The 24,456-nt window shown below is 67.5% G+C and carries 24 protein-coding genes; 11 read left to right on the top strand and 13 right to left on the bottom strand.

From position 1 onward, the window contains the following. Positions 1 to 4 precede the first annotated feature (4 nt). On the bottom strand, positions 5 to 730 hold the full coding sequence (locus tag ACLJPX_RS01040; protein ID WP_410598264.1) for an SDR family NAD(P)-dependent oxidoreductase: 726 nt from the start codon (positions 728 to 730) through the stop codon (positions 5 to 7). Between the two features lie 95 nt (positions 731 to 825). Between ACLJPX_RS01040 and ACLJPX_RS01045 the strand changes: the two genes are divergently transcribed. Beyond that, a complete protein-coding gene (locus tag ACLJPX_RS01045) occupies positions 826 to 1,389 on the top strand; it encodes a MarR family winged helix-turn-helix transcriptional regulator (protein WP_101607109.1) in 564 nt (187 codons plus the stop codon). An 18-nt stretch (positions 1,390 to 1,407) separates the two neighbouring features. Here ACLJPX_RS01045 and ACLJPX_RS01050 read toward each other — a convergent pair whose 3' ends face one another. The 7 genes from ACLJPX_RS01050 to ACLJPX_RS01080 are packed head-to-tail and all read right to left on the bottom strand — an operon-like array spanning position 1,408 to position 8,832. Next, entirely contained in the window at positions 1,408 to 2,607 is a 1,200-nt protein-coding gene (locus ACLJPX_RS01050; protein ID WP_410598265.1) for a 3-deoxy-7-phosphoheptulonate synthase, read from the bottom strand. 28 nt (positions 2,608 to 2,635) lie between these two features. Next, positions 2,636 to 4,039 carry an amidase family protein gene (locus ACLJPX_RS01055; RefSeq protein WP_410598266.1) on the bottom strand — a complete coding sequence of 468 codons (1,404 nt, stop codon included), beginning with the start codon at positions 4,037 to 4,039 and terminating at the stop codon, positions 2,636 to 2,638. Next, positions 4,039 to 5,052, bottom strand: coding sequence for a hypothetical protein (locus tag ACLJPX_RS01060; RefSeq protein WP_410598267.1), 1,014 nt, complete (start codon positions 5,050 to 5,052; stop codon positions 4,039 to 4,041). The genes ACLJPX_RS01055 and ACLJPX_RS01060 overlap by 1 nt, the downstream gene beginning before the upstream one ends. Then, positions 5,049 to 5,351 carry an acyl carrier protein gene (locus tag ACLJPX_RS01065; RefSeq protein WP_101607113.1) on the bottom strand — a complete coding sequence of 101 codons (303 nt, stop codon included), beginning with the start codon at positions 5,349 to 5,351 and terminating at the stop codon, positions 5,049 to 5,051. Before ACLJPX_RS01065 ends, ACLJPX_RS01060 begins: the two co-directional genes overlap by 4 nt. A gap of 11 nt (positions 5,352 to 5,362) precedes the next feature. Beyond that, positions 5,363 to 5,755 (bottom strand): hypothetical protein, encoded by a 393-nt coding sequence (locus ACLJPX_RS01070; RefSeq protein ID WP_101607114.1) that lies wholly within the window; start codon positions 5,753 to 5,755, stop codon positions 5,363 to 5,365. Between the two features lie 27 nt (positions 5,756 to 5,782). Then, positions 5,783 to 7,519: a prenyltransferase/squalene oxidase repeat-containing protein gene (locus ACLJPX_RS01075; protein WP_410598268.1), complete on the bottom strand. Its 1,737-nt coding sequence runs from the start codon at positions 7,517 to 7,519 to the stop codon at positions 5,783 to 5,785. After that, a complete protein-coding gene (locus ACLJPX_RS01080) occupies positions 7,516 to 8,832 on the bottom strand; it encodes a phenylacetate--CoA ligase family protein (protein ID WP_410598269.1) in 1,317 nt (438 codons plus the stop codon). The genes ACLJPX_RS01075 and ACLJPX_RS01080 overlap by 4 nt, the downstream gene beginning before the upstream one ends. A gap of 386 nt (positions 8,833 to 9,218) precedes the next feature. Here ACLJPX_RS01080 and asnB point away from each other — a divergent pair, with 386 nt between their 5' ends. From asnB to ACLJPX_RS01120, 8 genes are all read left to right on the top strand, one after another. Next, a complete protein-coding gene (asnB, locus tag ACLJPX_RS01085) occupies positions 9,219 to 11,048 on the top strand; it encodes an asparagine synthase (glutamine-hydrolyzing) (protein ID WP_410598270.1) in 1,830 nt (609 codons plus the stop codon). A gap of 46 nt (positions 11,049 to 11,094) precedes the next feature. Then, positions 11,095 to 12,159 (top strand): ornithine cyclodeaminase, encoded by a 1,065-nt coding sequence (locus ACLJPX_RS01090; RefSeq protein ID WP_410598271.1) that lies wholly within the window; start codon positions 11,095 to 11,097, stop codon positions 12,157 to 12,159. A 96-nt stretch (positions 12,160 to 12,255) separates the two neighbouring features. Continuing rightward, entirely contained in the window at positions 12,256 to 13,242 is a 987-nt protein-coding gene (locus ACLJPX_RS01095; RefSeq protein ID WP_410598272.1) for an iron-containing redox enzyme family protein, read from the top strand. Beyond that, a complete protein-coding gene (locus ACLJPX_RS01100) occupies positions 13,242 to 13,508 on the top strand; it encodes a CDGSH iron-sulfur domain-containing protein (protein WP_410598273.1) in 267 nt (88 codons plus the stop codon). The genes ACLJPX_RS01095 and ACLJPX_RS01100 overlap by 1 nt, the downstream gene beginning before the upstream one ends. A 142-nt stretch (positions 13,509 to 13,650) precedes the next feature. Beyond that, positions 13,651 to 14,661, top strand: coding sequence for a pyridoxal-phosphate dependent enzyme (locus ACLJPX_RS01105; RefSeq protein ID WP_410598274.1), 1,011 nt, complete (start codon positions 13,651 to 13,653; stop codon positions 14,659 to 14,661). A gap of 14 nt (positions 14,662 to 14,675) precedes the next feature. Then, entirely contained in the window at positions 14,676 to 15,596 is a 921-nt protein-coding gene (locus ACLJPX_RS01110) for an ornithine carbamoyltransferase (protein WP_410598275.1), read from the top strand. Between the two features lie 13 nt (positions 15,597 to 15,609). After that, positions 15,610 to 16,251: a LysE family translocator gene (locus tag ACLJPX_RS01115; RefSeq protein WP_410598276.1), complete on the top strand. Its 642-nt coding sequence runs from the start codon at positions 15,610 to 15,612 to the stop codon at positions 16,249 to 16,251. Further along, positions 16,251 to 16,517 (top strand): hypothetical protein, encoded by a 267-nt coding sequence (locus tag ACLJPX_RS01120; protein ID WP_410598277.1) that lies wholly within the window; start codon positions 16,251 to 16,253, stop codon positions 16,515 to 16,517. The genes ACLJPX_RS01115 and ACLJPX_RS01120 overlap by 1 nt, the downstream gene beginning before the upstream one ends. Before the next feature lie 22 nt (positions 16,518 to 16,539). Here ACLJPX_RS01120 and ACLJPX_RS01125 read toward each other — a convergent pair whose 3' ends face one another. Then, complete coding sequence (locus ACLJPX_RS01125; RefSeq protein ID WP_410598278.1) at positions 16,540 to 16,941, bottom strand: winged helix-turn-helix transcriptional regulator; 402 nt, start codon at positions 16,939 to 16,941, stop codon at positions 16,540 to 16,542. 90 nt (positions 16,942 to 17,031) lie between these two features. Here ACLJPX_RS01125 and ACLJPX_RS01130 point away from each other — a divergent pair, with 90 nt between their 5' ends. Next, the gene (locus tag ACLJPX_RS01130) at positions 17,032 to 17,889 is read left to right on the top strand and encodes an SDR family oxidoreductase (RefSeq protein ID WP_410598279.1); all 858 of its coding nucleotides are present in this window, start codon (positions 17,032 to 17,034) and stop codon (positions 17,887 to 17,889) included. A gap of 542 nt (positions 17,890 to 18,431) precedes the next feature. Here the strand turns inward: ACLJPX_RS01130 and ACLJPX_RS01135 are convergent. From ACLJPX_RS01135 to ACLJPX_RS01145, 3 genes are read right to left on the bottom strand one after another with little or no spacing between them, the layout of a single operon-like run. Then, on the bottom strand, positions 18,432 to 18,608 hold the full coding sequence (locus ACLJPX_RS01135) for a tautomerase family protein (RefSeq protein ID WP_410598280.1): 177 nt from the start codon (positions 18,606 to 18,608) through the stop codon (positions 18,432 to 18,434). Next, positions 18,590 to 19,846: a DegT/DnrJ/EryC1/StrS family aminotransferase gene (locus tag ACLJPX_RS01140; protein WP_410598281.1), complete on the bottom strand. Its 1,257-nt coding sequence runs from the start codon at positions 19,844 to 19,846 to the stop codon at positions 18,590 to 18,592. The genes ACLJPX_RS01135 and ACLJPX_RS01140 overlap by 19 nt, the downstream gene beginning before the upstream one ends. A gap of 14 nt (positions 19,847 to 19,860) precedes the next feature. Further along, on the bottom strand, positions 19,861 to 21,495 hold the full coding sequence (locus ACLJPX_RS01145) for a (2,3-dihydroxybenzoyl)adenylate synthase (RefSeq protein ID WP_410598282.1): 1,635 nt from the start codon (positions 21,493 to 21,495) through the stop codon (positions 19,861 to 19,863). A gap of 218 nt (positions 21,496 to 21,713) precedes the next feature. Here ACLJPX_RS01145 and ACLJPX_RS01150 point away from each other — a divergent pair, with 218 nt between their 5' ends. Then, positions 21,714 to 22,775: an LLM class flavin-dependent oxidoreductase gene (locus tag ACLJPX_RS01150; RefSeq protein ID WP_410598283.1), complete on the top strand. Its 1,062-nt coding sequence runs from the start codon at positions 21,714 to 21,716 to the stop codon at positions 22,773 to 22,775. Positions 22,776 to 23,267: 492 nt separating this feature from the next. On the opposite strand, the gene solA is transcribed toward ACLJPX_RS01150, so the two are convergent. Beyond that, entirely contained in the window at positions 23,268 to 24,443 is a 1,176-nt protein-coding gene (gene solA, locus ACLJPX_RS01155) for an N-methyl-L-tryptophan oxidase (RefSeq protein WP_410598284.1), read from the bottom strand. Positions 24,444 to 24,456 lie beyond the last annotated feature (13 nt).

Raw genomic sequence — 24,456 nt, forward strand, 5'->3', positions numbered from 1 at the left:
CTCTTTACCTGGTCGGGTGAGCGCCGCCGTTGACCCCGAGGGTCTGGCCGGTGATGTGGCGGGCGCCGGCGGAAGCGAGGAAGTACACCGTTTCGGCGATGTCGGCGGGGATCCCGGCACGGCCGGTGCTGGTCGCCTCGACCAGCTGCTCGGCCCGCTCCGTGGGGAGCTTGTCCCGGAAGAACTCGGTCTCGCGGATGTAGCCGGGCGAAACCACGTTCGAGGTGATCTTGCGGGCGCCGAGCTGCTTGGCCAGGTCGACGTTCCACGACGAGAGCCCGGCCTTGGCCGCGCCGTAGGAACCCGCGCCCTGGTCGGCGGCGATGGACCCGATGTGGATCACCGAGCCGCCTTCGGCCAGTTTGCCCTCGGCCGCGGTGGTGGTCAGCACCGCGCTGATCAGGTTCGCGTCCAGGTTGGCCCGCCAGTGCGCGAGGACCCCGGCGAGCCCGTCCTGCTCGGGGAGATCGAAGTCGGTGTTGCCGCCCGCGTTGTTGACCAGCACGTCGATCGGCCCGTCCAGCCCGTCCAGCGCGGCGGTCACCTGATCGGGATCGGTGCAGTCGCAGACGAGCGGCCGGACCGACGAACCCAGCTCGGCCGCGGTCGCGACCAGCACTTCCTTCCGTCGCCCAGTGATGTACACGACCGCGTCCGACGCGGCGAACCTCGCCGCGACGGACCTGCCGATGCCAGTGCCCCCGCCGGTGACCAAAATTGTCCGAATCATCTAGCCTTCCTTCGTGTCAGCCGGTTTAGACTCACGTTTAGGCCTAAATGATAGGCTGTGTGCCGTACAGCCGACAACCGAGGTGGAGGTCTGGGATGACTGCAGCGTCCGGGCAAGACCCCACGCTGGACGCCGCGGACGACATCGAGGCGGCCTGGAAACGCGAGCGTCCTGGCACGTCGACCGAGTCCATCGGCATCGTGACTCGCGTGTGGCAGCTGGCGAAACTGTTCGGTGAGGACCGCCGCCGGGTGCTGCTCGACTCCGATGTCGATTCGGCCACCTTGGACCTGCTCAGCATGCTCCGGCGCAGCTCCCCGCCGTATTCGCTGACGACGAGGGAGCTGGCCAGGCTGACCCTGGTCACCGCGGGAGCGATCTCGCAGCGGGTGGCTCGCGCGGAACGCGAAGGGCTGGTCGAGCGGCACACCGAGCCGCCGGGCCGCAGCGTGTACGTGACGCTGACCCCGGCCGGGCACGCCCTGGTGGAGGAAACCGTCGATCGGGTGCTCGCGAGGGAACTCGAACTGATCTCAGGGCTGAGCACCGAGCAGCGAAGCGAGCTCGCTTCGCTGCTGCGGGTGCTCCTCGGTGAGGTCCAGACGCGATGCAACGATCACGGCGTTTCGCACGTCGGCGATGTCGGTTCGGCGTTGTGAGCCCGATACGGGGCGGGCTCACAGCAACCGGGTGAAATGCCGGACGACCTGCTGCGCCTGAATCGGGTTCAGCCGGGGGTCGCAGGCGGACTCGTACCGGTCGAAGTCGAGCGAGCCGGTCAGGTCGGCCGTCGTGTCCACGCATTCGGTCACCGGGTCGGGGCTCACCTCGAGGTGGAGGCCGCCCGGGTGGACCCGCTGCTCGCGCAGGATCCGGCAGAAGTGCCCGATCTCGTCCTGGATCTCCGTCACGACCCGGGTCTTCTGCCCGGTCACGGTCTTCTTGGTGTTGCCGTGCATGGGGTCGCTGAGCCAGGCCACCTCGCCCGCCCGCGTGCCCAGTGCGGCCACCAGTGCGGGGAGCCGGTCCGCGATCTTTTCCGCGCCCATGCGGATGATGAGGGTCAGCCTGCCCCGGCGGTGCCCGGTGGCCAGGCGGTCGACGATGGCGATCAGCTCTTCCGGCGTCGCGGTCGGGCCGATCTTCACTCCGACGGGGTTGTTGATCTGCTCGGCGAGCGCGAGATGCGCGTGATCGAGCTGCCGGGTGCGCTCACCGATCCACACCATGTGGGCCGAGGAGGCGTAGGTACCGCCGCGGGCCGGGTCCGGCCGGAGCAGCGCTCGCTCGAAGTCCAGCAGCAGGGCTTCGTGGCTGATGTAGGTCGGCGCCAGCATCGAACTGATCCCGCTGTCGCCTTCGGAAAGGAGCAGCTGCCGCATGAACAGCGCGTCCAGGCCGTTCGCCGCGAGGTCGTAGGCGGTCAGCATGCGCGCCGGATCGGCCCGCCTGGCCGTGGCGGTGGGATTGAGGCCGTTCACCGCGTCACCGCGGTAGACCGGGATCTCCGTGCCGTCCGGCAGGGTTTCCGTGGCGCAGGAACGAGGTTTGGCGAACTGCCCGGCGAAGCGGCCGATCCGGACGGCCGGTATCCCGGCGAACTCGGCGGTGTCGCAGAGATGGTGCAACTGGGAGGCCTTGGCCTGGACCCGGTGCCGCTCCGAGTCGGAGAACAGTTCGGCACAGTCGCCCGCCTGGATCACCACGGCCTCACCGCGGGCGACGAACTCGAGTTCGCCTGCCAGCGCGTGACAGGAGTGCGCGTCGACGAGCGGTGGCCTGCCGAGCAGTTCGTTCCGGACCGCGGCCAGTTCGCCGGGGGTGGACCATTCGGGCTGGTGGGCGGCGGCGATTTCCAGTAGTGCGTGGGGGATCATCGCGGTCTCCTGGTGGGGTGGTGGGGCGTCACGCGGGGCGGAGGGCGGGTATTCCCAGCCGGAGCTGCACCCGCCGGGCCAGGTCGATCAGCCGTTCTTCGCTGCCGGGCGGTCCGACGATCTGCACGCCGAGCGGCGCGCGGTTCACCGGGCTGAGCCTGGCCGGCACGGCGATGGCGGGCAGTCCGGCGAAACTGGCGATCGGGGTGTAGCCGATCCGCCGGTCGTAGTCGGCTTCGCCGGGGGCGGGAATGGTGGTGGCGACCGGGCGGCTGGTCCGCAGATCCGGTGGGGGAGAGGGATCCAGCGGCAGCAACCAGACGTGCGTGCGGTCGTCGAACCGGGCGGCGTTCTCCTGACGACAGGAGAACATCGCGTCGAGGATTTCCGCGTAGTGGCTGTCGCTCACCCGTGCGCCGACCTCCAGCGCCTGCTCGGTGCTCGCGTGCAACGGCACGGTGATCCAGTGCCGCCAGAGCCGGTAGCCGTCCCACGCCTGCCGGGCGCAGAGCTGCCAGGCATCGCCACGGCGTTGCCAGAGGTTGTCCGGCACTCTCCGGTCGTTCACCTCGTGGCCGTCCTCGGCCAGCGCGGCGCTGACCAGATCCAGTGTTTCCAGCATCTCGGGACCGCATGAGCCTTCCCGGACGTTGGTGGGCACGCCGACGTGATACCGGGTGGGCAACGGCTGTCCGGTATCGCCGATCAGGGCGCGCAAACCCAAGCGCCGCCACAGGAACGCGAGGTCTTCGGCCGTGCGCGCCACCCAGCCGACCGCGTCCATCGGTGGTGACAAAGGGAAGATGCCGCGCAGCAGCCCGGGATCGTGCGTCATCCGCAGCCCGACGGTGCCGCAGTGCCCGGCGGGCCACCGTACCGAACCGAGGACGTCGGTGCCCATCGCGAGATCACAGAGATCGGCAGCGACGGCGACCCCCGCGCCGGTACTCGACCCCGCGGGGTCGATGTGCGGGAAATAGGGATTCACACAGCCGGAGCCGACTCCGATGTTCAGCTCGGTGCTCACGACCTTGCCGATCACCAGGTCTTCGACACCGTCGAGCCGGGAGAGCGCCGACGCCGACGCCGCCGGGTGATGCCGGTAATGGCGCAGGCCCAAGGTAGTGGGCAGGCCGGCGACGTCGACGGTGTCCTTGACGCCGACCCGGATCAGCGGCGTACCCGATTCCGGCTTCCGCCGCGTGGTGACCGCCCGGTAGCGGGCATCGGCCACGGAGTACCAGGTTTCGTTCTGCTCGGCCCATTTCCGGTCGTCCCACTCGCCCCGATCGTGCAGGTCGCACCGCTGCGCGAGCGGCAGTTCGAGCAGATCGGGCCGGACCGGGCGATCATCGGGATAGGTGATTCCCGCGTTCTCGATGTAGCCGGTCATCGACGTGGCGGGATCGGAGTGGAGCGGGCGGGCCGTCATCAGCTCGCCCCTTCCAGCGCCACGCGGGGTTTCTGTTGCGTGAGGGCGTACAGGGCGGTGACGGCGATCTTCCCGGTCGCGGTCCGCGGGATGCGCCGGACCTGGTGCATCGCCCGCGGTGGGGTGAAATCGTGCATGACCGACCGCAGCCGGGCGAAGATCTGCTGGCGGGAGAGGTCCCGGTCCAGGCTGTAGAACAGTTCGTAGTGCTCGGCGCGGACGGGATCGTGCACGGGCAGGCAGGCCACGTCCAGACCGTCGACCGAATTCCGCAGCGCGGTCGCGAGTTCTTCCAGGTTCACCCGCGCCCCGTTCACCTTGATCAGGGCCGAGGCCCGCCCCTTGAACTCGAAGGACCGGCCGTCGCGGTGGATCACGTCGGGCAGCCGCCACGATTCCGGTTTGAACGCCATGTCGCTGCGGCGGGCCAGCCGCGGGCTCCGGATGTGCAGCCACTGTCCCGGGCTTTCACCGGGATCGGCGAACTCGACGTCGGGCAGGAGCTGCCAGCGTCCCGCGTCGACGCCCGGCGGCGTGATCTCCCGGTGCGCGATCCCGCCGGTCTCGGTGGACCCGAACAACTCGAAGGCCCGGAAATCGGTGCTGGACAAGGCTTCCAGCACCTCACCGGTGGCCTGCACCGTCGGCCCGGTCCCGTGCAGCGCGACCGCAGAGGGCAGCGCCTTGAGCTGTCCGAGCAGATGACGCAGCAGCAGCCAGCTGGACGGCAGGCAGACGAACAGCGTCCGCTTCTTCTCCACCTCGGGCGGCAATCCGGCGGGCGCGTGGGTGAGATGGTGCACGGGAACGCCGCGCAGCTCCGGCAGGATCTGCGCGAACAGCTTGCCGAACAGATGCTCCACGGGAGCGAAGCTGACGATCTGCTCGACCTCGCCGACGAGCTCGTTCGCGATCAGCTCGGCTTCGGCGCGGAGTTGTTCCCGGGTACGAAGCCACACGGTGGGCGAACCCGTGTGCCCGGACGTGCGGAACTCGACTTCCCGCGCCGTCACCGGGGCCCTCCGAACGCGGCCTGGTCTTCCAGTTGGGCGTGCACGAACTCGGCGATGCGATCCATCTGCGCGAAGGTGTAGCGGACGTCGTGCTCGACGAAGTCGACCTCGATGCCGAACTCCTTTTCCATCGCGGTGACGCATTCCATCGCGCCGAGACTGTCGTAGCGGTCGCCGAGCGTTTCCGGGAGCGGCGCGTCGGCGGGCAGGTCGTCGATCTCCGGACCGAACAGACCGGCCAGCACAGCCCGGGTCCGGGTCCGGAGGGAGTCGAGGGTGGGCACGGAAGATACGGTCATCGGTTTCCCCTTTAGGTGGCGTCCGCGCGACGAAGTCGTCCCTGAACGCCGAAGTACACGGATTCCTTGGGCGTGGGCCGGAACTCCAGGTAGAGGAAGGGAGTCCCGGCGGTCATTCCGAGCGCGTCGGCGAGGACGGCGGCCAGCTCTTCGTAGAAGGCCTCGTCCCGCCCGACGGACACGCAGCAGACGACACTGGCGTGGTGCAGTCCTTCGTCCTCTTGTGGAAGGGCTTCGATCGGCAGGCCGCCGACGAACACCGTGCCCTCCTCGGTCCGCTCGAACCGCACGACCACATGCCTGCGGTCGCTGTCGTGGTCGGCGAACCAGCGGGTCAGCCGGACGGCGATGGCCCGGCGTTCGGTGGTGGACAGCGCCATGGTGCGAATGGTGATGGTGGGCATGGTTTTCCCCAGAATCGACGGTTTCACTCAGGACAGGGTGAGTGCGGGCAGTTCCGCCCGGTGCCCCGCGATGCGGTCGCGGAGCAGTACGCCGAGGCAGTCGGCCAGCGCTCCGCCGCCGGTCGGGGTGAGCGGTGTCCACGCGGTGCCGTCCGGGCGCCCGATCCGGTCGAGGAAGACGGCCAGCCGGGAGAAGTCCACGGGAATCCGCTGACGGTCCGCGGTCACCACCGCTTCGTAGGTGCTCAGCAGATCCGGCATGCGCGAACCTTCGTTGGCGAAGCCGCCACCGGTCACCCGGTGCTGGTCGAGCAGGATCGCGAGTTCGCCGGGTGTGGTCTGGCCCAGTTCGTCCCGGATCCGCAACGCCTGCAGCCCGGCGCGGAGCGTGGGTGGTGCCTCCGGCACGTGCCGGTAACCCAGCACGTCACGGCACCCCAGGACGAATTCCGCCAGCCGCGCGGGATCCAGCGCCCCGGAAAGCGGAATCCCGAGCAGCCGCAAGGTCTCCACCGCCGCCGCGGTGGAGACCAGATCCGATCCCCGGCCTTCCCAGTAGCCGAAACCACCGTCGGGATTCTGCAGTTCGCCCAGCCAGTTCGCGATCTCGCGAGGCGCGGTGGGATCGGCGCCCGCCGCGCCCGCGGCGACGGCCCACAGTGTGCACCGCACTTCGCTGCCCCGGGCGGGCATGTACATGATCCCGCCCTCGTTCGGCAGCCGGCACCCGGCCAGCCAGGTACGCCACTGGCTTTGTCGCGGGTCTTCGGGCGCTGACATCATCGCGGTCGCCGCGGTGCTCAGCGCGTCTCCGGCTCGATCGGGTTCGCGATAGGTGAAGCCGCCGCCGTCACAGGACATCGCGTGCAGCCTGCGCAGCACCGGACCGGCGTGCCTCTCGGTGTCCGCGCCCATGGCCCGCAACGAACCGATCGCGCAGAACGAGGCCCAGACGTCGGCGACGTCGTAACCGGCCCATCGGACGAACGAGCCGTCGGCCAACCGGCGGTCCAGGACCCAATCGACGCAGCGCTGCTTCTCCGCCGGGCCCGAGCCCAGCGTTTCGAGAGCGGCTGTCGCCCGATAGGTGGCCCACATGCATGACGTATCGGCCGACGGGCCGAACAGGAAACCGCCATCGGCCTGCTGCTGGTCCCGCAGCCAGCGGACCAGCGCGGGACCGTCCCACGGAAGCGCCAGATCCGGATCAGTGGCTCGCAGCGCCCGCCAGGACATCACTCCGTAGAAGCAGGCCCGGACGTCGGAAGCCGTGGTCGCGGCGTGCTCCGGCGACCAGCCGAGGCCGCCGTCCGGCGCCTGCAGCGCGCGCAGCCAGGTCAGCAGGCGACCCCGGTCCGGCGGGTCGTCGTGACACAGTTCGACCATGGTGCGCACCGAAAAGTGCGTGGCCCACACATCGGGGGCTTGGCCGGGCAGCATCGCGTACGCGTCGCCGGACCAGGTGCGGTGCAGCCAGTCCCGCGTCGAGCCGAGCTTGGGGATCTCGGCGCCGAGTTCGGCCATCGCCTGGGTGCAGTAGAACGTCGCCCACGCGTCGGACGCCATTCCCTTGCTCCAGGCGTAGCCGCCATCGCTGTTGCGGCGGCTGCGCAGGTAGTCGACGGTGGCCGCGCTACCGGGCAGTTCGCCGGCCTGGCCCAGCCACGCGGCGGTGCGGACCGCGGCGTAGGTGCACCACAGGTCGGCTTCACCGGTGGTGACGGCTGTTCCGACCGGCGCGTGGGGCGCCAGGTGCGCGATCATCCGCCCGCTCCCACGACCCGGAAGTTGGATCGCTTCCAGCTCTTCTGCGAAGCGCCGCTCTTGGTGCTCGCGGGCAGCTGGTTGACGAAGAGCACCTCGTCCCATTCCAGGCCGAGCACTTCGCGGGAGGAATGCTGGAGCCGGTCGGCCATCGTGGCCTCGCCGGTCCGGTCCCAGTGCACGTCCCGTTCCAGGATCAACCGGGCGAACGCGCCCGGCGCGTCGGTCTCCATCAGGTAGCCGGTCGCCTCGGTCTCGCCGTAGACCACTTCTTCGACCGCTCGCACGGTGAGTTTCGCGCCGCGGACGGCCACGGCGTCGGAACTGCGCCCGACGACCTCGATCACCGGGGCGCGGTCGCCGCAGTCGCAGCGGGCGCCCAACCGCACGTCGTCCCCCGTGTCCAGCCGCAGCACGCACCGGGCGTGCAGGTTGAGCGGGGTGACCACGAGTCGTCCGGCGCCGGATTCCGGCAGTGGACGGACGGTTCCGTCGTCATCGGCGAGCTCGAAGTAGTTGGTCGCGGTCAGCAGGTGCAACCGGTCCCGGGCGCAGCCGGCGGCCAGGGTGCCGGTCTCCGTGCTCCCGTAACTCGCGTCCAGCGCGGAGGCACCCCACCATCGGCCGAGACGGGTCCGGAACGGAGCGGTGCTGACCTCGCCGAGCAGCATCAGCCGGTTCACGCCGGCACTCAGTTCCGCCAGAAGCCCGCGTTGTTTGATCAGCCTGCTGAACTGCAGCGCCACCCCGGGAGCGGCGAAAATCACGGTCGGCCGGAAGGTCTGGCACAGTCCTATCAGCCGGTCCCAGTCGGAGATCCCGGTGGCGAACGGATAGGCCCTGGCATGCGGCCGCCCGAGGTACTCGCAGACACCGACGATAAGGTCGGCCACCGGAACGATGTCCGAGGGCAGCATAATCAATACGCGTTCATTTTCCGGCAACAGATCGCGCCAGGCTTCTGCCACCGAAACAGTGTTCCAGATTATGTCCTCCGCCAGTCGCGGAGTCGGCGTCGGCAGCCCGGTGGTACCGGTTGTTTCATAATATTTCGACGCCGCGTCAACTGGGGAAGCCAGGAATTCAGAAGGTTTTTTCTTGAGGTGCTGCTTGCTGGTGGTGCCGAGTGCTTCGAATTTGGCGAAGGAGTACTCCGGAAGGTTGGCGTAGGCTTCGGTGCGGCCGGCTCGTTGCCATGTTTCGGCAAGTTTCCGCAGGTAGAAGCCCTGACTGGGCATCTTTCGCTGCTGGTCGCAGATCTCGTCGCCTGCCTGGTTCAGTAGGCGCAAGCGATCGCTGCTATTGATGATCAAGGATAATTCCCTCCCCAGGAAATAGACTAAGGTCTATGATCTTCTTGAGGCCCCCGGCTATTCAATCGGAGCAAGTTTAGCACTAAACCTCGATACGTCGCAAGTTGTCCGACGAGACAACGACGTTCGTATCATTCGCGGCCGACGTCACTCTGGTGGCGGTACGGGCCCTGTCGGGCGCTGACGTACAGTCCTCGACCAGATGAATTACCGGCAGTCGTTGGCGTGCGTTCGTCTGCACTATATCGCCGCCATGGTCGGTGAAACACCCCCTTCCGTGCGCCTGGTCGCGAGTCAATAGCACGTGTCGTGAGGGTGTACGGCTCGTCAGTGCGGTGTAAGAGCCCATCAAGCAGACCCAGCATGCCTCTAAGACAGGGAGCGTCATGTGCGGAATCGCAGGCTGGATCAATCTCGAGCATCCCGTCGGGTGGAAGGAAGCGGACCTCGAACGCATGACCCGGACGCTCGCCCGCCGCGGCCCGGACGACGAAGGGCTGTGGACTGACCGGCACGTGGGACTCGGCCACCGCCGGCTCGCCATCCTCGACGTGCAGCGGGGTGTGCAGCCGATGGTCGCGGGTCCGCTCGACCGGCCGCACGCCGTCCTCTGCTACAGCGGCGAGGTGTACAACTTCCGCGAGTTGAGGGCGGAACTGGCCGGGCGCGGGCACGTCTTCCGGACCCACGGCGACACCGAAGTGGTGCTCAACGCCTACCTGGAGTGGGGCGAGAGCTTCGTCGAGCGGCTGAGCGGGATGTTCGCCTTCGCGTTGTGGGATCCGCGCGAACGGAAGCTGATCCTGGTCCGCGACCGGCTGGGCATCAAACCTCTTTACTACGCCCGGCTCGGTGAAGCGGTGCTGTTCGCTTCCGAGCCGAAGGCGGTGCTGGCCCACCCGGAGTTCACCGCCCGGCTGGATCACCAGGGGCTCGCCGATCTGCTGGGGCTCATCAAGACTCCCGGCGTGACCCCGTTCCACGACCTGTTCGAGTTGCCGCCCGGGCACGTCCTCACCATCGACGACAACGGCAGCCACCTGACCCGGTACTGGAGGTTGCCGACCGTTCCGCACGAGGACGACATCGCGGAGACGGTGAGCCACGTCCGCGAGCTGCTCTTCGACACCGTGCGACGGCAGCTGATCACCGACGTTCCGTTGTGCACCCTGCTTTCCGGCGGGCTGGACTCGAGTGCGCTGACCGCGATGGCCACGGAAATCCTCGACAGCACGGGAGAAGGCCCGGTCCGCTCGTTCTCCGTCGACTTCGTCGGCAGCGCGGACCACTTCCGCGCCAGCGATTTCCGGCCCGAACGGGACAATCCGTACGCCCTCCTGGTCGCCGAACACCTCGGCACGGCACACCGGACCATCGAACTGCCGGAAGACGCCCTCATCGAGGACGGCAACCGGAACGTCGTCCTCGGCGCGCACGATCTCCCGCTCACCTTCGGCGACGTCGACACCTCGCTGTACCTTCTCTTCTCGGCCATTCGCGACAAATCGACCGTCGCGCTGTCCGGTGAGTCCGCGGACGAGGTCTTCGGCGGGTACAACTGGTTCCACGATCCGAAGGTCGTCGGCACCGCCGACTTTCCCTGGCTCAGCACCATGCAGTTCGTCCCCGAGGGGATGCTGACCGCCGAGTTCCGTGAGCACACCCGATTCGGGGAGTACCGGGCCGACAGCTACCAGCAGGCGATCGGCGAAGTCGAGTACCTGCCGGGAGAAGACGCGCAGGACCGGCGGATGCGCGAGTTCAGCCACCTGCATCTCACGCGCTGGCTGCAAGTTCTGCTGGATCGGAAGGACCGGCTCAGCATGGCCGCCGGTCTCGAGGTGCGGGTGCCGTTCTGCGATCACCGGCTGGTCGAGTACGTGCACAACATCCCGTGGAAGATCAAGACCTACGACGGCCGGGAAAAGAGCGTTCTCCGTGGCGCGGCGGCCGGTCTGCTGCCCGATTCGGTGCTGAGCCGGAAGAAGAGTCCGTATCCCACCACCGGCAACACCCGGTACGAACAGGATCTGCGCCGCCGGGTCGGCACCCTCCTGGCGGAGAACCGCTCGCCGGCACTGGAGATCGTCGACCCGGGCGCCCTCCGCGAGTTGCTGAGCAGGCCCGACGGCTACTTCGACACCCAGCTCCGGCGCAATCCGCTGGAAACCGCCTTGAGTCTCGCGCAGTGGTACCAGGGTCAATGGAACTCGTGATCGCCGCGTCCGGCGGCCCGGGTCTCCCGAACGAACCGGAGGAATGATGGAGAACCTGTGGCTCGCCGACGTGCTCGCGAAGCCGGTGCCGGAGTCGGTGCGGTTCCTCAGCCGCGCCGACGTCGTGGAGTGCCTGGCGACGGTCGACGTCGTGGGCGCGGTCAAGGGCGCGCTGCTGAGCCATCACCACGGCCGGACGATCCTGCCCGGTGAGGCATATCTGTCCTGGACCAATCGGCTCGGCGCCTACAGCCGGTCGATCGGCATGCCGGGTGCCGTGCTGGAGCAGGGATCCGAGGGCGCCTACGGCATGAAAATCATCAATGCCAGTGTGTCGAACCCGGAGTTCGGCCTGGAACGGGCCGGTGGCCTGGGTCTCTGCTTCGACGCGCAGACCGCCAGGGTGACCGCGGTGATGGAGGTCGGCGTGCTCAGCGCCGTGCGGACGGCCGCCGTGACCGAGATCGCCGTCGACGCGGTCGGGTACGGGGCGGCTCGCTCGCTGGCCGCCGTCGGATGTGGAACCCAGGCGCGTGTGCACCTCGCGCTGCTCCTCGCGCGATGCCCGGAGCTCAGCCGGATCACGCTGTACGACGTGCGACAGCCGGTGGCCGAGAGCCTTGCCGCTGAGCTCGCCCTGCGGCACCCGGAGGTCTCGTTCTCCGTCGCTTCCACGCCGGCCGAAGCGATGGCAGACGCCGAGGTGGCGCTGTTCTTGACCACCGTGGCCGAAGGGTACGTCCAGCCGGAGTGGGTGCGACCCGGATCGCTCCTGGTCAACGTCTCGCTCGGCGACCTCACCGACGAGGTCCTGGTCGGCGCCTCCGCTCTCGTCGTCGACGACCTTCAGCTGATCATCGAGAATCCCCGGCGGCCGTTGGGCCGTCTGATCAACGACGGGCGGATCGCGGCGAAGGCCGACGAGGGCCTGCCCTCGGTCACCGCGACGATCGGCGAACTGCTCGTCGGAGACACGACCGTCCAGAGGTCCGACGCCGGCTACGTCGTCGTGAATCCTTTCGGGCTCGGCATTCTCGACGTGGCACTGTTCGGCGCGGTGCTGCGCCAGGCGAGCGGTGCGGGCGTCGGGCGGATTCTGGAGCTCAATTGAGCCGGGCGGTCGTCGTCCGGCGAAAGTTTCACTGTTGACCATTCACCGTCTTTGATTCAGGGAGTTCAGGTGCGGTTGCCCAACCATCGCGGTCCGGTGAGCGAGATCCTAGTGAACATCTTCCGGCGCCCGCCGGAGAGTGACGACAAGTCCGTCTTGGAGGCCATTTCGGCGACCGAGGTGGAGGCCATCTCCGACGAGGACCTGCAGCTGAGTTTGTTCTTGTGCTACGGACCCCAGTACTGCCTCTTCGGAGAGACGGCGCAAAATTGGGAGTGGGACGCCTCTCTGGTCGAGTTGCGCAAGCGGCTCGAAAACCGCTTCGCTCGCGAGCTCGGCGAAATCGCCGGCCCGCTCCCGGAGGTGGACGTGGAGAAGCTTCCCGAGTTCCTGATGGAACTGGGGAAACCGAGCCCGGGACGGTCTCTCTCGCGCTACATCAAGCAAGAGGCCTCCATGGCGCAGTTCCAGGAGTTCCTCATGCACCGGTCCGTCTACAGTCTCATGGAAGCGGACCACCACAGCCTCGTCATCCCGCGTGTGCGCGGCGGCGGGAAACCGGCCTTGGTGGAGATCCAGGCCGACGAGTACGGCGGCGGAATCCCGGGCCGTCTGCACTCCCAGTTGTTCGAACTGACCCTGGCCGAACTCGGCATGCTCACCGAATTCGGCTCGTATTTCGAGGATGTCCCGGCTTGTTCGCTGGAGACGGTGAACGTGATATCCTATTTCGGAACATACGGGCGTCACCGGGGTGCGTTGCTCGGAAATCTGGCGCTCACGGAAATCGGCTCACACTATGTGAACCGAAATTTCCGGAACGGCCTGCAGCGGTTGAACGGGTCCGACGATTCGTGGATCTTCTTCCAAGAGCACATCGTGGCCGACGCCGTCCACGAACAGCTCGCCGCCTATGACATGTGCGGCAAATTCGTACGGGAGAACCCGCGGGAGTTGTCCGATCTGGTCTTCGGCGCCGTCGTGACGGCCGAACTGGGAGCACGGGCGAACGAGAGCATGTTGTCGGCTTGGGAGCGTGGCGAATCCTCCCTCCGCGGCAAGACGTCCGTGGCGGCGAGCTGATGGACGGCCGGGAACCGGCAGGGGACACCGGCGCCGGGCCGGTGGTGCAGAAGCACGCTCCGGCCACGGTCGTGGTGTGCCAGGACGGGCCGATCATCATCCGCGGCGACTACGACCTGCGCAGCCAAACCGACGAGCCGATAGATCCACAGCGCAAGACCATCGCCATCTGCCGTTGCGGACGCTCCTTGATGAAGCCGTTCTGCGATGGCAGCCATATCTGGGCGAGGAACGGTGGCCATGGAGACCGGTCGGACCGGACGTAGTGACGATGCCTGTGCCAGGGCGTGTTTCACAAGCCCTGTTCGCGGTCTTCGCGCCCAGTCGCCCCCCGACGGCACGAACCACCTGGATCACGAAGCCCATCGAACAGACTTGGGAAACACGCCCTAGGGGAGGAAAAAGACGGTGCTGGTTGAACTGCACGGCCCTGTGCCGGGTAGAACACCGATGGTGAAGGCGGTGGTGGGCTATCACGGCAGAACGACGAATCTCTGGTTGAAACTGGAGCAGGAGAACCCGTTCGGGTCCATCAAGGACAGAGTGGCGTACTCCCTGCTCGGCACGATCTTCGAGACGGGACTGCTCTGCGGTGGGATCATCGAGTCGACGTCCGGAAACCTCGGGATCGCGTTGGCCAGGTACTCCCAGATCTGCGGCGTGGAGTTCACGGCCGTCGTCGACCCGCGGACGTCGCGCATGCTCGTGCGGCAGATGCGGAGCGCGGACGCGAAGATCGTGGAAGTGACGAATCCCGACGAGACCGGCGGATTCCTGCTGTCCCGGCTGGCCTACATCCGGGATCGGATGGCGGTCGAGGACACGCTCGTGTGGCCGAACCAGTACGAGAACCCGGCCAACCCTCGTGCGCACACCGAAGGGACGGCACCGGAGATCCACTCCGCCATTCCCTCCGACGAGCTCGACGTCTTCCTCGGCGTGTCGACGGGCGGGACCATGCGCGGGTTCACGGACTACGTCACGCGCAACAGGCTGCCCTGGCGGTGCGTCGCGGTGGACGAAGTGGGATCGATCGCGCTCGGCGGTCCGCCGGCGACCCGCAGCCTCAACGGAATCGGCGCGAGCCGGAGCTCGTCCTTCGTCTCCGGGCGCGACTGCCCGAACGTGCGGGTGACCGCGCGCGAGGCGGTGGCCGCGTGCGACTGGGTCGCGAGTGAGCTGGGCGTCCGTGTCGGCGGAAGCTCGGGGGCCGCCGTGGCGGGGGCGCTGAGATGGATGCGCGAGGGTTTCGGCGCCGAGCACATGGTCGTCGTCTGTCCTGACGGCGGCGAACGCTACGAGGACACGATCTATTCACAGAACTGGCGTCGAGCGAAGGACCTGACCGCGAGAGCGGACCTGGAATTTCCGGAAGTGCGCTCGACGAGTGTCGTGGACAATTCGCTGATTTTGACCTGACGACGGAGGACCGCATGGTTGGCTTTCTCTCTCTCGACGATGTCGACCCCGGCGAGCTGCACGAAATCGTCGGCAGGTCGGTCGACGTGCTCGCCCGGCCGGAGCGGTGGGAACAACGGCTTTCCGGCAAGGTGATCGGAACCTACTTCGCCAAGACCTCCACTCGCACGCGGACCGCGTTCACGACGGCGGCGTTGCGGCTCGGGGCTTCGGTCGTCCCGTACGGCCCCGCCGATCTTCAGCTCAACACCGGGGAGTCCCTGCACGACACCGGCCGGATGTTCGGCGTGATGCTCGACGGCCTGGTCATGCGCACCGCGGGCCCGCTCGAAGACATGCGGCTCGTGGCTCGCAGCGGTGACCTTCCCGTCGTGAACGCGATGGCCGCGCAAGAGCATCCGACCCAGGGCGTTTGCGACGCGGCGTCGATGCTCCGGCACTTCGGCGGCGTGGACGGTTTGTCCGTGCTGTACGTCGGTGAAGGCAACAACACGGCTGTGGCGCTCGGAAAGATCCTGAGCACTTATCGTGGTGTCACGGTGGTTTTCGCCACCCCGAAGGAGTACGGGCTCGATGCCGCGCTGCTCGGTTCGCTGCAGGAGAAGGCGGCGGCTTCGGGCTCCCGGATCGTCGAGACCCACGACCTCGATTCGGTCGACGTAACGGTCGACGTCGTTTACACGACTCGCTGGCAGACCACTGGTACGGCGAAACCGAGTGCGGATTGGCGGGAGGACTTCAGGCCGTTCTATGTGGACGACGCGGTGATGTCCCGCTGGCCGGACGCGGTCTTCATGCACGACCTGCCGGCGCACCGCGGCGACGAGGTCAAGGGTTCGGTGCTCGACGGAGACCGGTCGATCGCCTGGGAACAGGCGCGGATGAAGTACGGCAGTGCGGTCGCAATTCTGGAATGGGTCTACCGCGATTTCTAAAAGCAGCTTGCAAGTGAACAACGGGGGAGTTTTGACGATACTTACACTTCTTTCTTTCACAGCCGCGGCGGCGGTCGTCGTCATCGTGCCGGGGCCGGACCAGGCGTTGCTGCTCCAGACGAGCGCCGCGTCCGGACGCCCGGCGGCGGTGCGCGCCGCAGGAGGAGTGCTGCTCGGCATCGTCCTGTGGGGTATCGCCTCGGTGGTGGGGTTGTCCGCACTGCTGGCCAACGGCAGCGTCGCCTTTCTGGTCGTCTCCGTGATCGGCGCGGCCTACTTGATCTGGCTCGGGATCATGGCACTGCGTTCCGCGATGTCGGCCGCGGCGGGCGCCGCTCCGATACGCGACGCTCGCGGGAAGACGGGGTTCTTCATGCGCGGACTGCTGATGAATTGCCTGAATCCGAAGATCGGCCTGTTCTACCTGTCGATTCTTCCGCAGTTCCTGCCGAGCTCGGCGACGCCCGCCGTGAGCGACGAGCTCGTGCTCTTCGCCATCTACGTCACGGTGAGCGCCCTGTGGTTGTTCGGATTCGCGTTCGCGGCCGGAAGTCTCCATCCGATCCTGAACCGGCCGCGCGTCAAAAGATCTTTGGACTCGGTGGTAGGAGTGATTTTGGTGGGACTAGGCGTCATGGCTCTGGTGGGGGTGTGATGAACGGCCAAGTGGACACACTCGTCAAAACGGGCTGCGCGGTAGGGCGGGCTGTCGACGCCGTCGAGCAGGCCCGGGGCGAGCTGCGAACATCCGGTGACCCCTTGATGGCCGCGGTGGACAGCGCGCTCACCTGTGCGGTTTCCTTGATCGAGCTTCGGGAGCGCGGAACGGACTGCGACATCGACACCTTGCACAAGGCTCTGGCCGCGGCGCGGGCCTTGGTCGGCGAAGTCACCTTCGCCGTTCGCGACAGCTATCCGTGAGCATCCACTGAGGACACTGTCCTCAGTGGATGCTCGCCTTCGCGGTGTCGTAGTCCTCGCGTGCCCTCTGGACGGCACTCAACCGCCGGTCGGTCCAGCGGGCCAGGGCGCAGACCTGGTCCGCGGCCTCTTTGCCGATGTCGGTGAGGGAGTAGTCGACCCGGGGCGGGATCACGGGCTTGGCGTCACGGTGGACCAGTCCGTCGCGTTCCAGGGTCTGGAGGGTCTGGGCGAGCATCTTTTCGCTGACCTTGCCGATCTGACGACGCAGCTCGTTGAAACGGTAGGGACGTTCCAGGAGCGCGATGAGGACGAGCGTGCCCCACCGGCTGGTGACATGTTCCAGCACGAGGCGCTGGGGGCACATCGTGTCGCCGCCGGCGAGCCGGACGCGGTCCACGAGCGTCATCTCACTTACGTCCATGCCAGTACCTTACTTCAAGGTGGGTACTTCCCAAAGGAGAGTGTGCGGGTCAAGGTTGGGTGAACCGACCTTGAAGGAGAAAGTACGAGCATGAGCATCGTCGTCACCGGCGCCACCGGAAGCCTCGGCCGATTCGTCGTCGAGGGCTTGTTGGAGAAGGTCCCGGCCGAACAGATCACCGCTGTCGCCCGCAGCCGGGAGAAAGCGGCCGCCTTCGCTGCCCGCGGCGTGCGGATCGCGATCGCCGACTACAACGACCCCGAGACCTTCGACGGCCTGTTCGCCGCGGGGGACAAGGTGCTCCTCATTTCCGGCACCGAGTTCGACAAGGGCCGCGTCGGACAGCACAAGATCGTCCTCGACGCCGCGCGTGCCGCCGGAGTCGCGCTGTTCGCGTACACCAGCGCGCTCGGCGCTCTCACCGCCACGCTCGCGGACGACCACCGGGGCACCGAGGCCGCGATCCTCGAGTCCGGTCTGCCGTATGTGTTCTTGCGCAACAATTGGTACAACGAGAACTACACCGAGCGGCTCGCTCCCGTGCTCGAGACCTCCACCGTCACCCAGGCCGCCGGCGAAGGCCGCGTCGCCTCCGCTTCCCGGGCCGACTACGCCGCCGCCGCGGTCGCGGTGCTCACCGGTGAGGGTCACGAGAACACGGCGTACGAGCTCAGCGGCGACACCGCCTGGGGCTTCGCCGAGCTCGCGGCCGAGTTGAGCAGGCAGACCGGCGGTGAAATCGTCTACCGGCCCGTTTCGGTCGACGCCTTCTCCGACATCCTGACCGGCCACGCCGGGCTCCCCGCGCCGATCGCCGCGCTCTTGACCGGTATGGAGTCGGCCATCGAGAAGGGCGAACTGGCGGGCGCCGACGGCGAACTCGGCCGTCTGATCGGCAGGCCCACCACTCCGATCGCCGACTCGATCGCCCTCGCGCTGAAGGAGTGACCGGGTTGGATATTGAGGGGTAAGTCAACGGTGGCGTGTTCGCGGGCGAGGCTGGCGGGGTCCTTCGTCGCGTCCGATGTCGAGCAGTCGTGTCGCGAAAGCCACTTTCGGGACGTCTGATGTCGCGAAAGTGGCTTTCACGACATCCCGGGAGACTGGTGTGGCCCGATCGGTGGCTTCTCGGTCGTGAGTGGCGACTCAGCGTGTGCCGGGTGTTGATGGTGAAGGAATCGGGACGTTGAGTGTCCCGATTCCTTCACCGTCGAGGGGCCGAGCCGGTCTCGGAGCTTGAATCGACGGAGGATCGGGGACGTTGAGTGCCCTCGATCTTCCGTTGATCAAGACCGTGCCACCCCGCAACCCCGCGACCGGCAGCCGAGCGGGGAAGATTCCGGACGTTCAACGTCCCAAATCCTCCCCGCTCGCCGACATCGGCAGGCGAATACGGGACTACCAGAACCCGAAACGCTACTCACAACCTTTGTCGCAAGCGTGAGCTGGTCGACTTGGACTGCCAGGCGGTGTGGAGGGAAAACCCCAGCTCACTTGCCGCCGATTCCCCAGTGGTCGACGGGAACCGGGGTGAGCACGACCCAAGTGCTGTCCCGGATGGCGTCGTCGAAGACGTCGGCCACCGCGTCCGTCAGCTTCGCGATCAACGCCTGCCGGGTCTCCGGGGTCAGCCGCCGGTCGTAGATCTTCACGTCGATGAAGGGCATGCGAGTGCTCCGGTTCGTGGGAAGGCCACTGTGGACAGTGCTTCGCGCAGGGCGTCGATCAGGTAGTCCACCTGATCGTCGGTGAGGCCAGGGTGGCAGGGGAGGTTCATATGGGAGGAGAACCACAGCCGCTCGGCCACGGGACACTCGCCGATGGAGTGGCCGCGCAGTCGCCACTCGGGCAGCAGGTGTTGCGGGAAGTACCGCAACTGCACCTCCACTCCCCGTTCGTCGAGCGCGCGCACCAGGTTGTAGCGCACGTCCGGGCCGCCGGGAAGGAAGAACGTGTACAGGTGTTGCGCGTGTTCCAGGCCTGGTTGCGTGCGGTGGAACCGCACACCCGGGAAGTCTTCCAGCACCTCGTCGAGCCGGGAGGCGATCCACCGGCGGCGGGCGGTGAGCACCGGCAGCTTGTCCAGCTGGACGACCCCCACCGCGGCCGCCGCCTCGGACATCGTCGCGTTGGTGCCCGCGCCCGCGACCGAGCGGCAGGAATCCTGGTAGACACCTTCGGAGTACTTCATCCAGGGCAACACCCGTGGCGCCCGGTCGGCCAGGGGACCGGCCGGGGCGTACGTGCCATCGACCTCGTTGGACCGGATCCGGTCGATCCGCCTGGCCCACGTCTCGCGGTTCACCGTGATCATCCCGCCCTCGCCGAGGGTGGTGATGTTCTTGCTGGTGTGGAAGCTGAAACAGCCGATGTCACCGAGCGCGCCGGGCCGGCGGCCGTGGTAGCGGGCGCCGAGGGCGTGCGCGCAGTCCTCGATCACCGGGATGCCACGGCGCCGGGCGATCCCCATGATCTCCGCCATCTCGGCCGGGTAGCCGCCGTAGTGCACCAGGAGGACACCCCGGGTGCGCGGGGTGATCAGGGACCGGAGCGAGGTGGGGTCGATGTTGAGCGACTGCGGGTCGATGTCGCAGAAGCGGACCTTGATCTGGTGTGCCAGCAACGGTTGCACGGTCGCCTGGTAGGTCTGCGGGGTGGCGATGACCTCGTCGCCCGGTTGCAGGTCGAGCAGGCGGATCGCGATCTCCAGTGCCACCGTGCCGCTGGTGACCGACAAGGCGTACCGCGCGCCGACGTAGTCGCGGAACTTCTCCTCGAATCTGTCGCGGCAGGCGCCCGACGACAGCGCCTCGCCGGACCGCACCACCTCCGTCAACGCCTGGATGTCGTGCTCGTCGAGCACGCTGCCCCGGCGCGCGAAGGGAACCTTGTACGTCCCGTCCATCTTGTCCTTCCCCCTCACCAGGTCTCGGCCGGGCGCCGAGCCGCCACGCGTGCCAGTGCCTTCTTGTCCACCTTTCCCAGGCCGGTGAGCGGGAACTCGGTGACCACCTCGATCTCGTCCGGCAGCTTGAAGTCCGCCAGGCCCCGTCGGCGCAGGAATTCCTTGAGCACCGCGAGGGCCGGTGCGGTCCGGCCCGGCGTGACGATCAGGTACGCGCACGTCCGCTCGCCCAGCAACGAGTCCGGGACCGGCACCACCGCGGCCTGCTCGACCTCCTCGTGCGCTGTCAGGTGCGCCTCGACCTCGGTCGCGGACACCTTGTCGCCGCCGCGGATGATCACGTCCTTGATCCGGCCCTCCACGACCATGTTGCCGTCTTCGGTCAGCCGGACCAGGTCACCGCTGTGGTAGAAACCGTCCTCGGTGAACGCGACCGCGTTGTGTTCCGGCGCCCGGAAGTATCCGCGGAGCGTGTACGGGCCGCGGGCCAGCAGCTCACCGATCTCACCGGGACCGACGTCCCTGCCCGCGCTGTCGACGACCCGCACCTCGTCCGCCTCCGACACCGGCCGGCCCTGGGTGCCCACGATCGTCTCCGGCGGATCGTCGAAGCGGGTGAACGTCAGCAGCCCCTCGGCCATCCCGAAGACCTGTTGCAGCCTGCAGCCGAACGCGGGCTCGACCTCCTCGGCGACCTCGCGGTGCAGCTTCGCGCTGCCCACCTGCACGACCTGCAGGCTCGACAGGTCGTGCCCGGACCATTGCCTGCCTTCGAGCCACAGGTGGAGCACCGTCGGCACGACCGAGGTGAGGGTGACGCGTTCCCGTTCGATCAGCTCGAAGCATTCGTCGGGGCTGGGGCTGGCGGACAGCACGACGGTCCCGCCCGCGTGCAGGGTGCCGATGATGCCGGGGCAGCCCCAGGTGAAGTTGAACTCGACCGGGAGCACGGCCAAGTACACCGTGCCGACGTCGAGCCGGTCGATCTCGGCGGTGATCCGGGCTTGGTAGAGATAGTCGTCGTGAGTCCGGGGGATGAGCTTCGGCAGCGCCGTGGTCCCTCCGGAGAGCAGGAAGAACGCGACGTCCGAAGGATCGGGGTCGGGCAGGTCGGGCGCCGTACTGTCCACTTCGGACGGTGCCAGTCCGGACAGCGCGGTGAACTCGCCGGGGTCACCGTCGACGAACACGTTCTTCAGCTCCGGCCGGCTTTCCACGACCTGGCGAGCGAGCCTGCGGTAGTCGTAGCCGCCGAACTCGTCCGGAACGATGTACGCGACCGCTTGCGCGATGTCGCACAGGTGCCGCACCTCGTCGGCGCGGTACGCGGGCAGGGTGAAGACCGGCAGCGCGCCCAGCCGGAACAACGCGAAGCACACCGCGACGAACTCGGCGCTGTTGGGCAGTTGGACCAGGATCCGGTCGTGCCTGCCGATGCCCTGCTTGGCGAAACCCGCGGCCAGCCGGTCCGCCCAGTCGTCCAGCTCGGCGTAGCTGAACCGGCGGTCGTGGTCCACCAGCGCGGTCCGGGCACCGTAGGTCCGGCTCCGCTCGCGCAACAGCCGGCCCAGGGTGCGGCCCGCCCAGTACCCGGTCTCACGCAGCCGGGCGATCTCCTCGTCCGCGCGCGGTACGCAACCCTCCAGCATGGAGTACCCCATTTTCTCGGCGGGAACAATGCCGTGAGCGTAACCCCGCCGAGAATCGCGAATAAAGTACTCGGGGCCTTTCTTGCTCATTGCTTTAGCGCAACTTGTGCCAACGTTTAAGGGCAGTTACCGGGCGCCGGAGTAGAAAAGACTCCTACCGCGGCAGAGTCCCACGAGCGAGCACGCTGTTCCGTCCGGCGGAACCGCAGGGAGACATCATGGAATTCGGCCTCAATTTCTTCCCGGTCATGGCGCCCGGGAGTAAAAGCGCCCGGCAGTACTACGACGAGACCTTGCGGCTGTCCCGGCTGGCGGACACCTGGGGCTACGAGCACGTGCAGACGGTCGAACACTACGGCTCCGGTTACGGCGGTTACAGCCCGGACCCGGTGACCCTCTTGACCGCGATGGCGATGGCCACCACCCGGATCCGGATCACCACCGGGGCGGTGATCCCCGCCTTCACGCACCCGCTGAAACTGGCGGGCAAACTGGCGATGCTGGACAACCTCTCCGGTGGCCGCCTGGACGTCGGCTTCGGCCGGGGCTTCCTCCCCGACGAGTTCGACTGGTTCGGCGTTCCCATGGCGGAGAGCCGCGAACGCTTCGACGAGGGCCTGGAAGCCTGCCGCCGGCTGTGGAGCGAGGAGAACGTCGTCTTCTCCGGGAAGTTCTCGTCCTTCGGGCCCGTGAGTCTTTTGCCCCGCCCGGTCCAACAGCCGCACCCCCCGATCTTCGTGGCTTCCGCCACCAGCCCGGATTCGTGCGCGACAGCCGGAACCGCCGGTTATCACCTCCAGGTCGTGCCTTCGGTGACCAGCCGTGAGCAGCTGACCGAGATGCTCTCGGCGTACCGGTCGGCCTGGGCCTCGGCAGGCCATCCCGCCGGTGGGGCGAGGATTCAGATCAAGTACACGTGTTACGTCGACACCGACGGCTCCGAAGCCCGCGAGCGGGCGTCGCTGTTCGAGAACAACTACATCGAGCAGATGACCGGCGCGATCGCCTCCTGGGCGACGACCCGTTCGGAGGCGTATCCGGGGTACGAGAAGTTCATCGACAAGGTGAAGCAGTACTCGTTCGAGAATTCGTTGCGGGACAACAAGGTTCTGGCGGGTACCCCGGAGGAGGTGGCGGACCGGATCGCCGTGGTGGGGGACTGGTTCGGCGATGATCTCTGTGTGAGCCTTCAGTTCAGCCCCGGCTACCAGGAGTTCGAAGACAGCAGGCGGTCGCTGGAGCTGTTCACCGAGCGGGTGATGCCCGAATTCACGAAGTGATCCGAGTGGGGCACGGCGAGGGTTCCCCTCTGGTCGCAGGGCGCGTGAGTGACAATGAGGGTTATTGAGGGGAAGGGTAAACGTGGCGTGTTCGGGCGGGGTGTCCGTGAAGGACCCTTTACTGCGCTAGACGCCAGGGTTCCCCGCTGGTCACAGGGGTGAGGGAGTGGGCTCGTCATCCGTGGGCCTGACACGCTCCTCGAATGTCCACAGAGGACGTCTCTGGCGCATCTTTGCCCGATTTAGGCGTTTTGCGAGGGGGTCGTGAGCGGTAAAGGTCGTTCTAACGCTCTTTACCGCTCACGACCCCCATGTGAAAACGCGTAAAACGCTCGAATCGGGCATCGAGACCCATTCTGCGGTCTTCTGTGGACAGTCATCTGTCCCGTCTGGGGGTCCGGGTCGATCGCCGAGAACGACACCGACCAGCGGATAGCAGACTTTGCCGGAACCCTGAGGCCCGTCCGGTGGACGGGCCTCCTTCTCGCGCGGTCAGGTGGTCTCCGAGGCGACGATCAGGTCACCTGCCAGGCCGTCCAAACCCCCGAACCGGTTCGGGTCCGTGAACGACAGGTCGCACAACTGCTCTTCTCCCAGCACCATCCGGGCCAGCACCTCGCCGATCCCCGACGCGTGCTTGAACCCGTGCGCGTTGCACCCACCGGCGACGATCAGCCGCGGATCCCCGCCAGGGCGCCCGAGCACGAACTGCCCGTCCGGGGTTCGCGTCCACATGCACACCGCCACCTTGGCGGGCAACGGTTCCAGTCCCGGCACCGCGGTGGCCAGCTCGGCGCTCAGGGCGGACCAGTCCGCCGGGCCCACCGACCGGTCGTCGGTCAGCGGATCCAGCTCGGGCGGCGTGCCCGGCGTGTTCTCCAGGCCCAGCTTGACGTCGTAGCCGCCCTCGCTCCCGTTGCCCCACAGGATCAAGCCGTTGTCGCGTTCGCGCATGAACACCGGGAACTCCGCCAAGGTGAAGCCGTCGGCGACCGGCCGGTACCAGGTGATCGGCATTCGCAGTACCCGCAGCGGCAACCCCGGGACCAGCGAAGGCAACCAGCTCCCGACCGCCACCACCGCCTGACGGACCCGCAAGGTCCGTACCGGCGTGCGGACCTCTACCCCGTCGTCGATCGGTACCAGCGCGGACACCCCGGAGTCCGCGTACACCTCGGCGCCCAGACTCGAGGCGACCGAGACCGCGGCCAGGACGGCCGCCTCCGGCCGGATGATCCCGGCCGACGGTTCCCAGACCCCGATATGCCCCGCGGGAACGCCCGCATGCCGGGGGAAGCGTTCGTGCACGGAGATCTCCTCGACGGCGATTCCGTGCAGGTTCGCCGCCCGTACCGTCCCGCCGGCCACCGAACCCGTCGGCGGGCCGATCAGCAGTCCGCCGGTCTGCCACAACAACTCCTGGCCGGACGCCGCCTCGAGCGCGCGCCACAGGTCCAGGGAGGCGCGGGCCAAGGGGACCAGACCAGGATGCTCCAGGCAGGTGAGCCGGAACATCCGGCTGCCGCCGTGGGAGGCTCCGTAAGGGTGTCCTGGATGAAATCGGTCCAGACCTATTACGTCCACGCCTCGTGATGCCAGGCGCCAGAGGGCCGATGCTCCCCAGGCGCCCAGGCCGACGACGGCCACTTGCGCGTCCCAGCGCGTCATTTCTCTCCCTCGC

Origin of the sequence: Amycolatopsis sp. lyj-90 (assembly GCF_046549035.1) — a bacterium.
In the GTDB taxonomy this organism is placed as follows: Bacteria; Actinomycetota; Actinomycetes; order Mycobacteriales; family Pseudonocardiaceae; genus Amycolatopsis.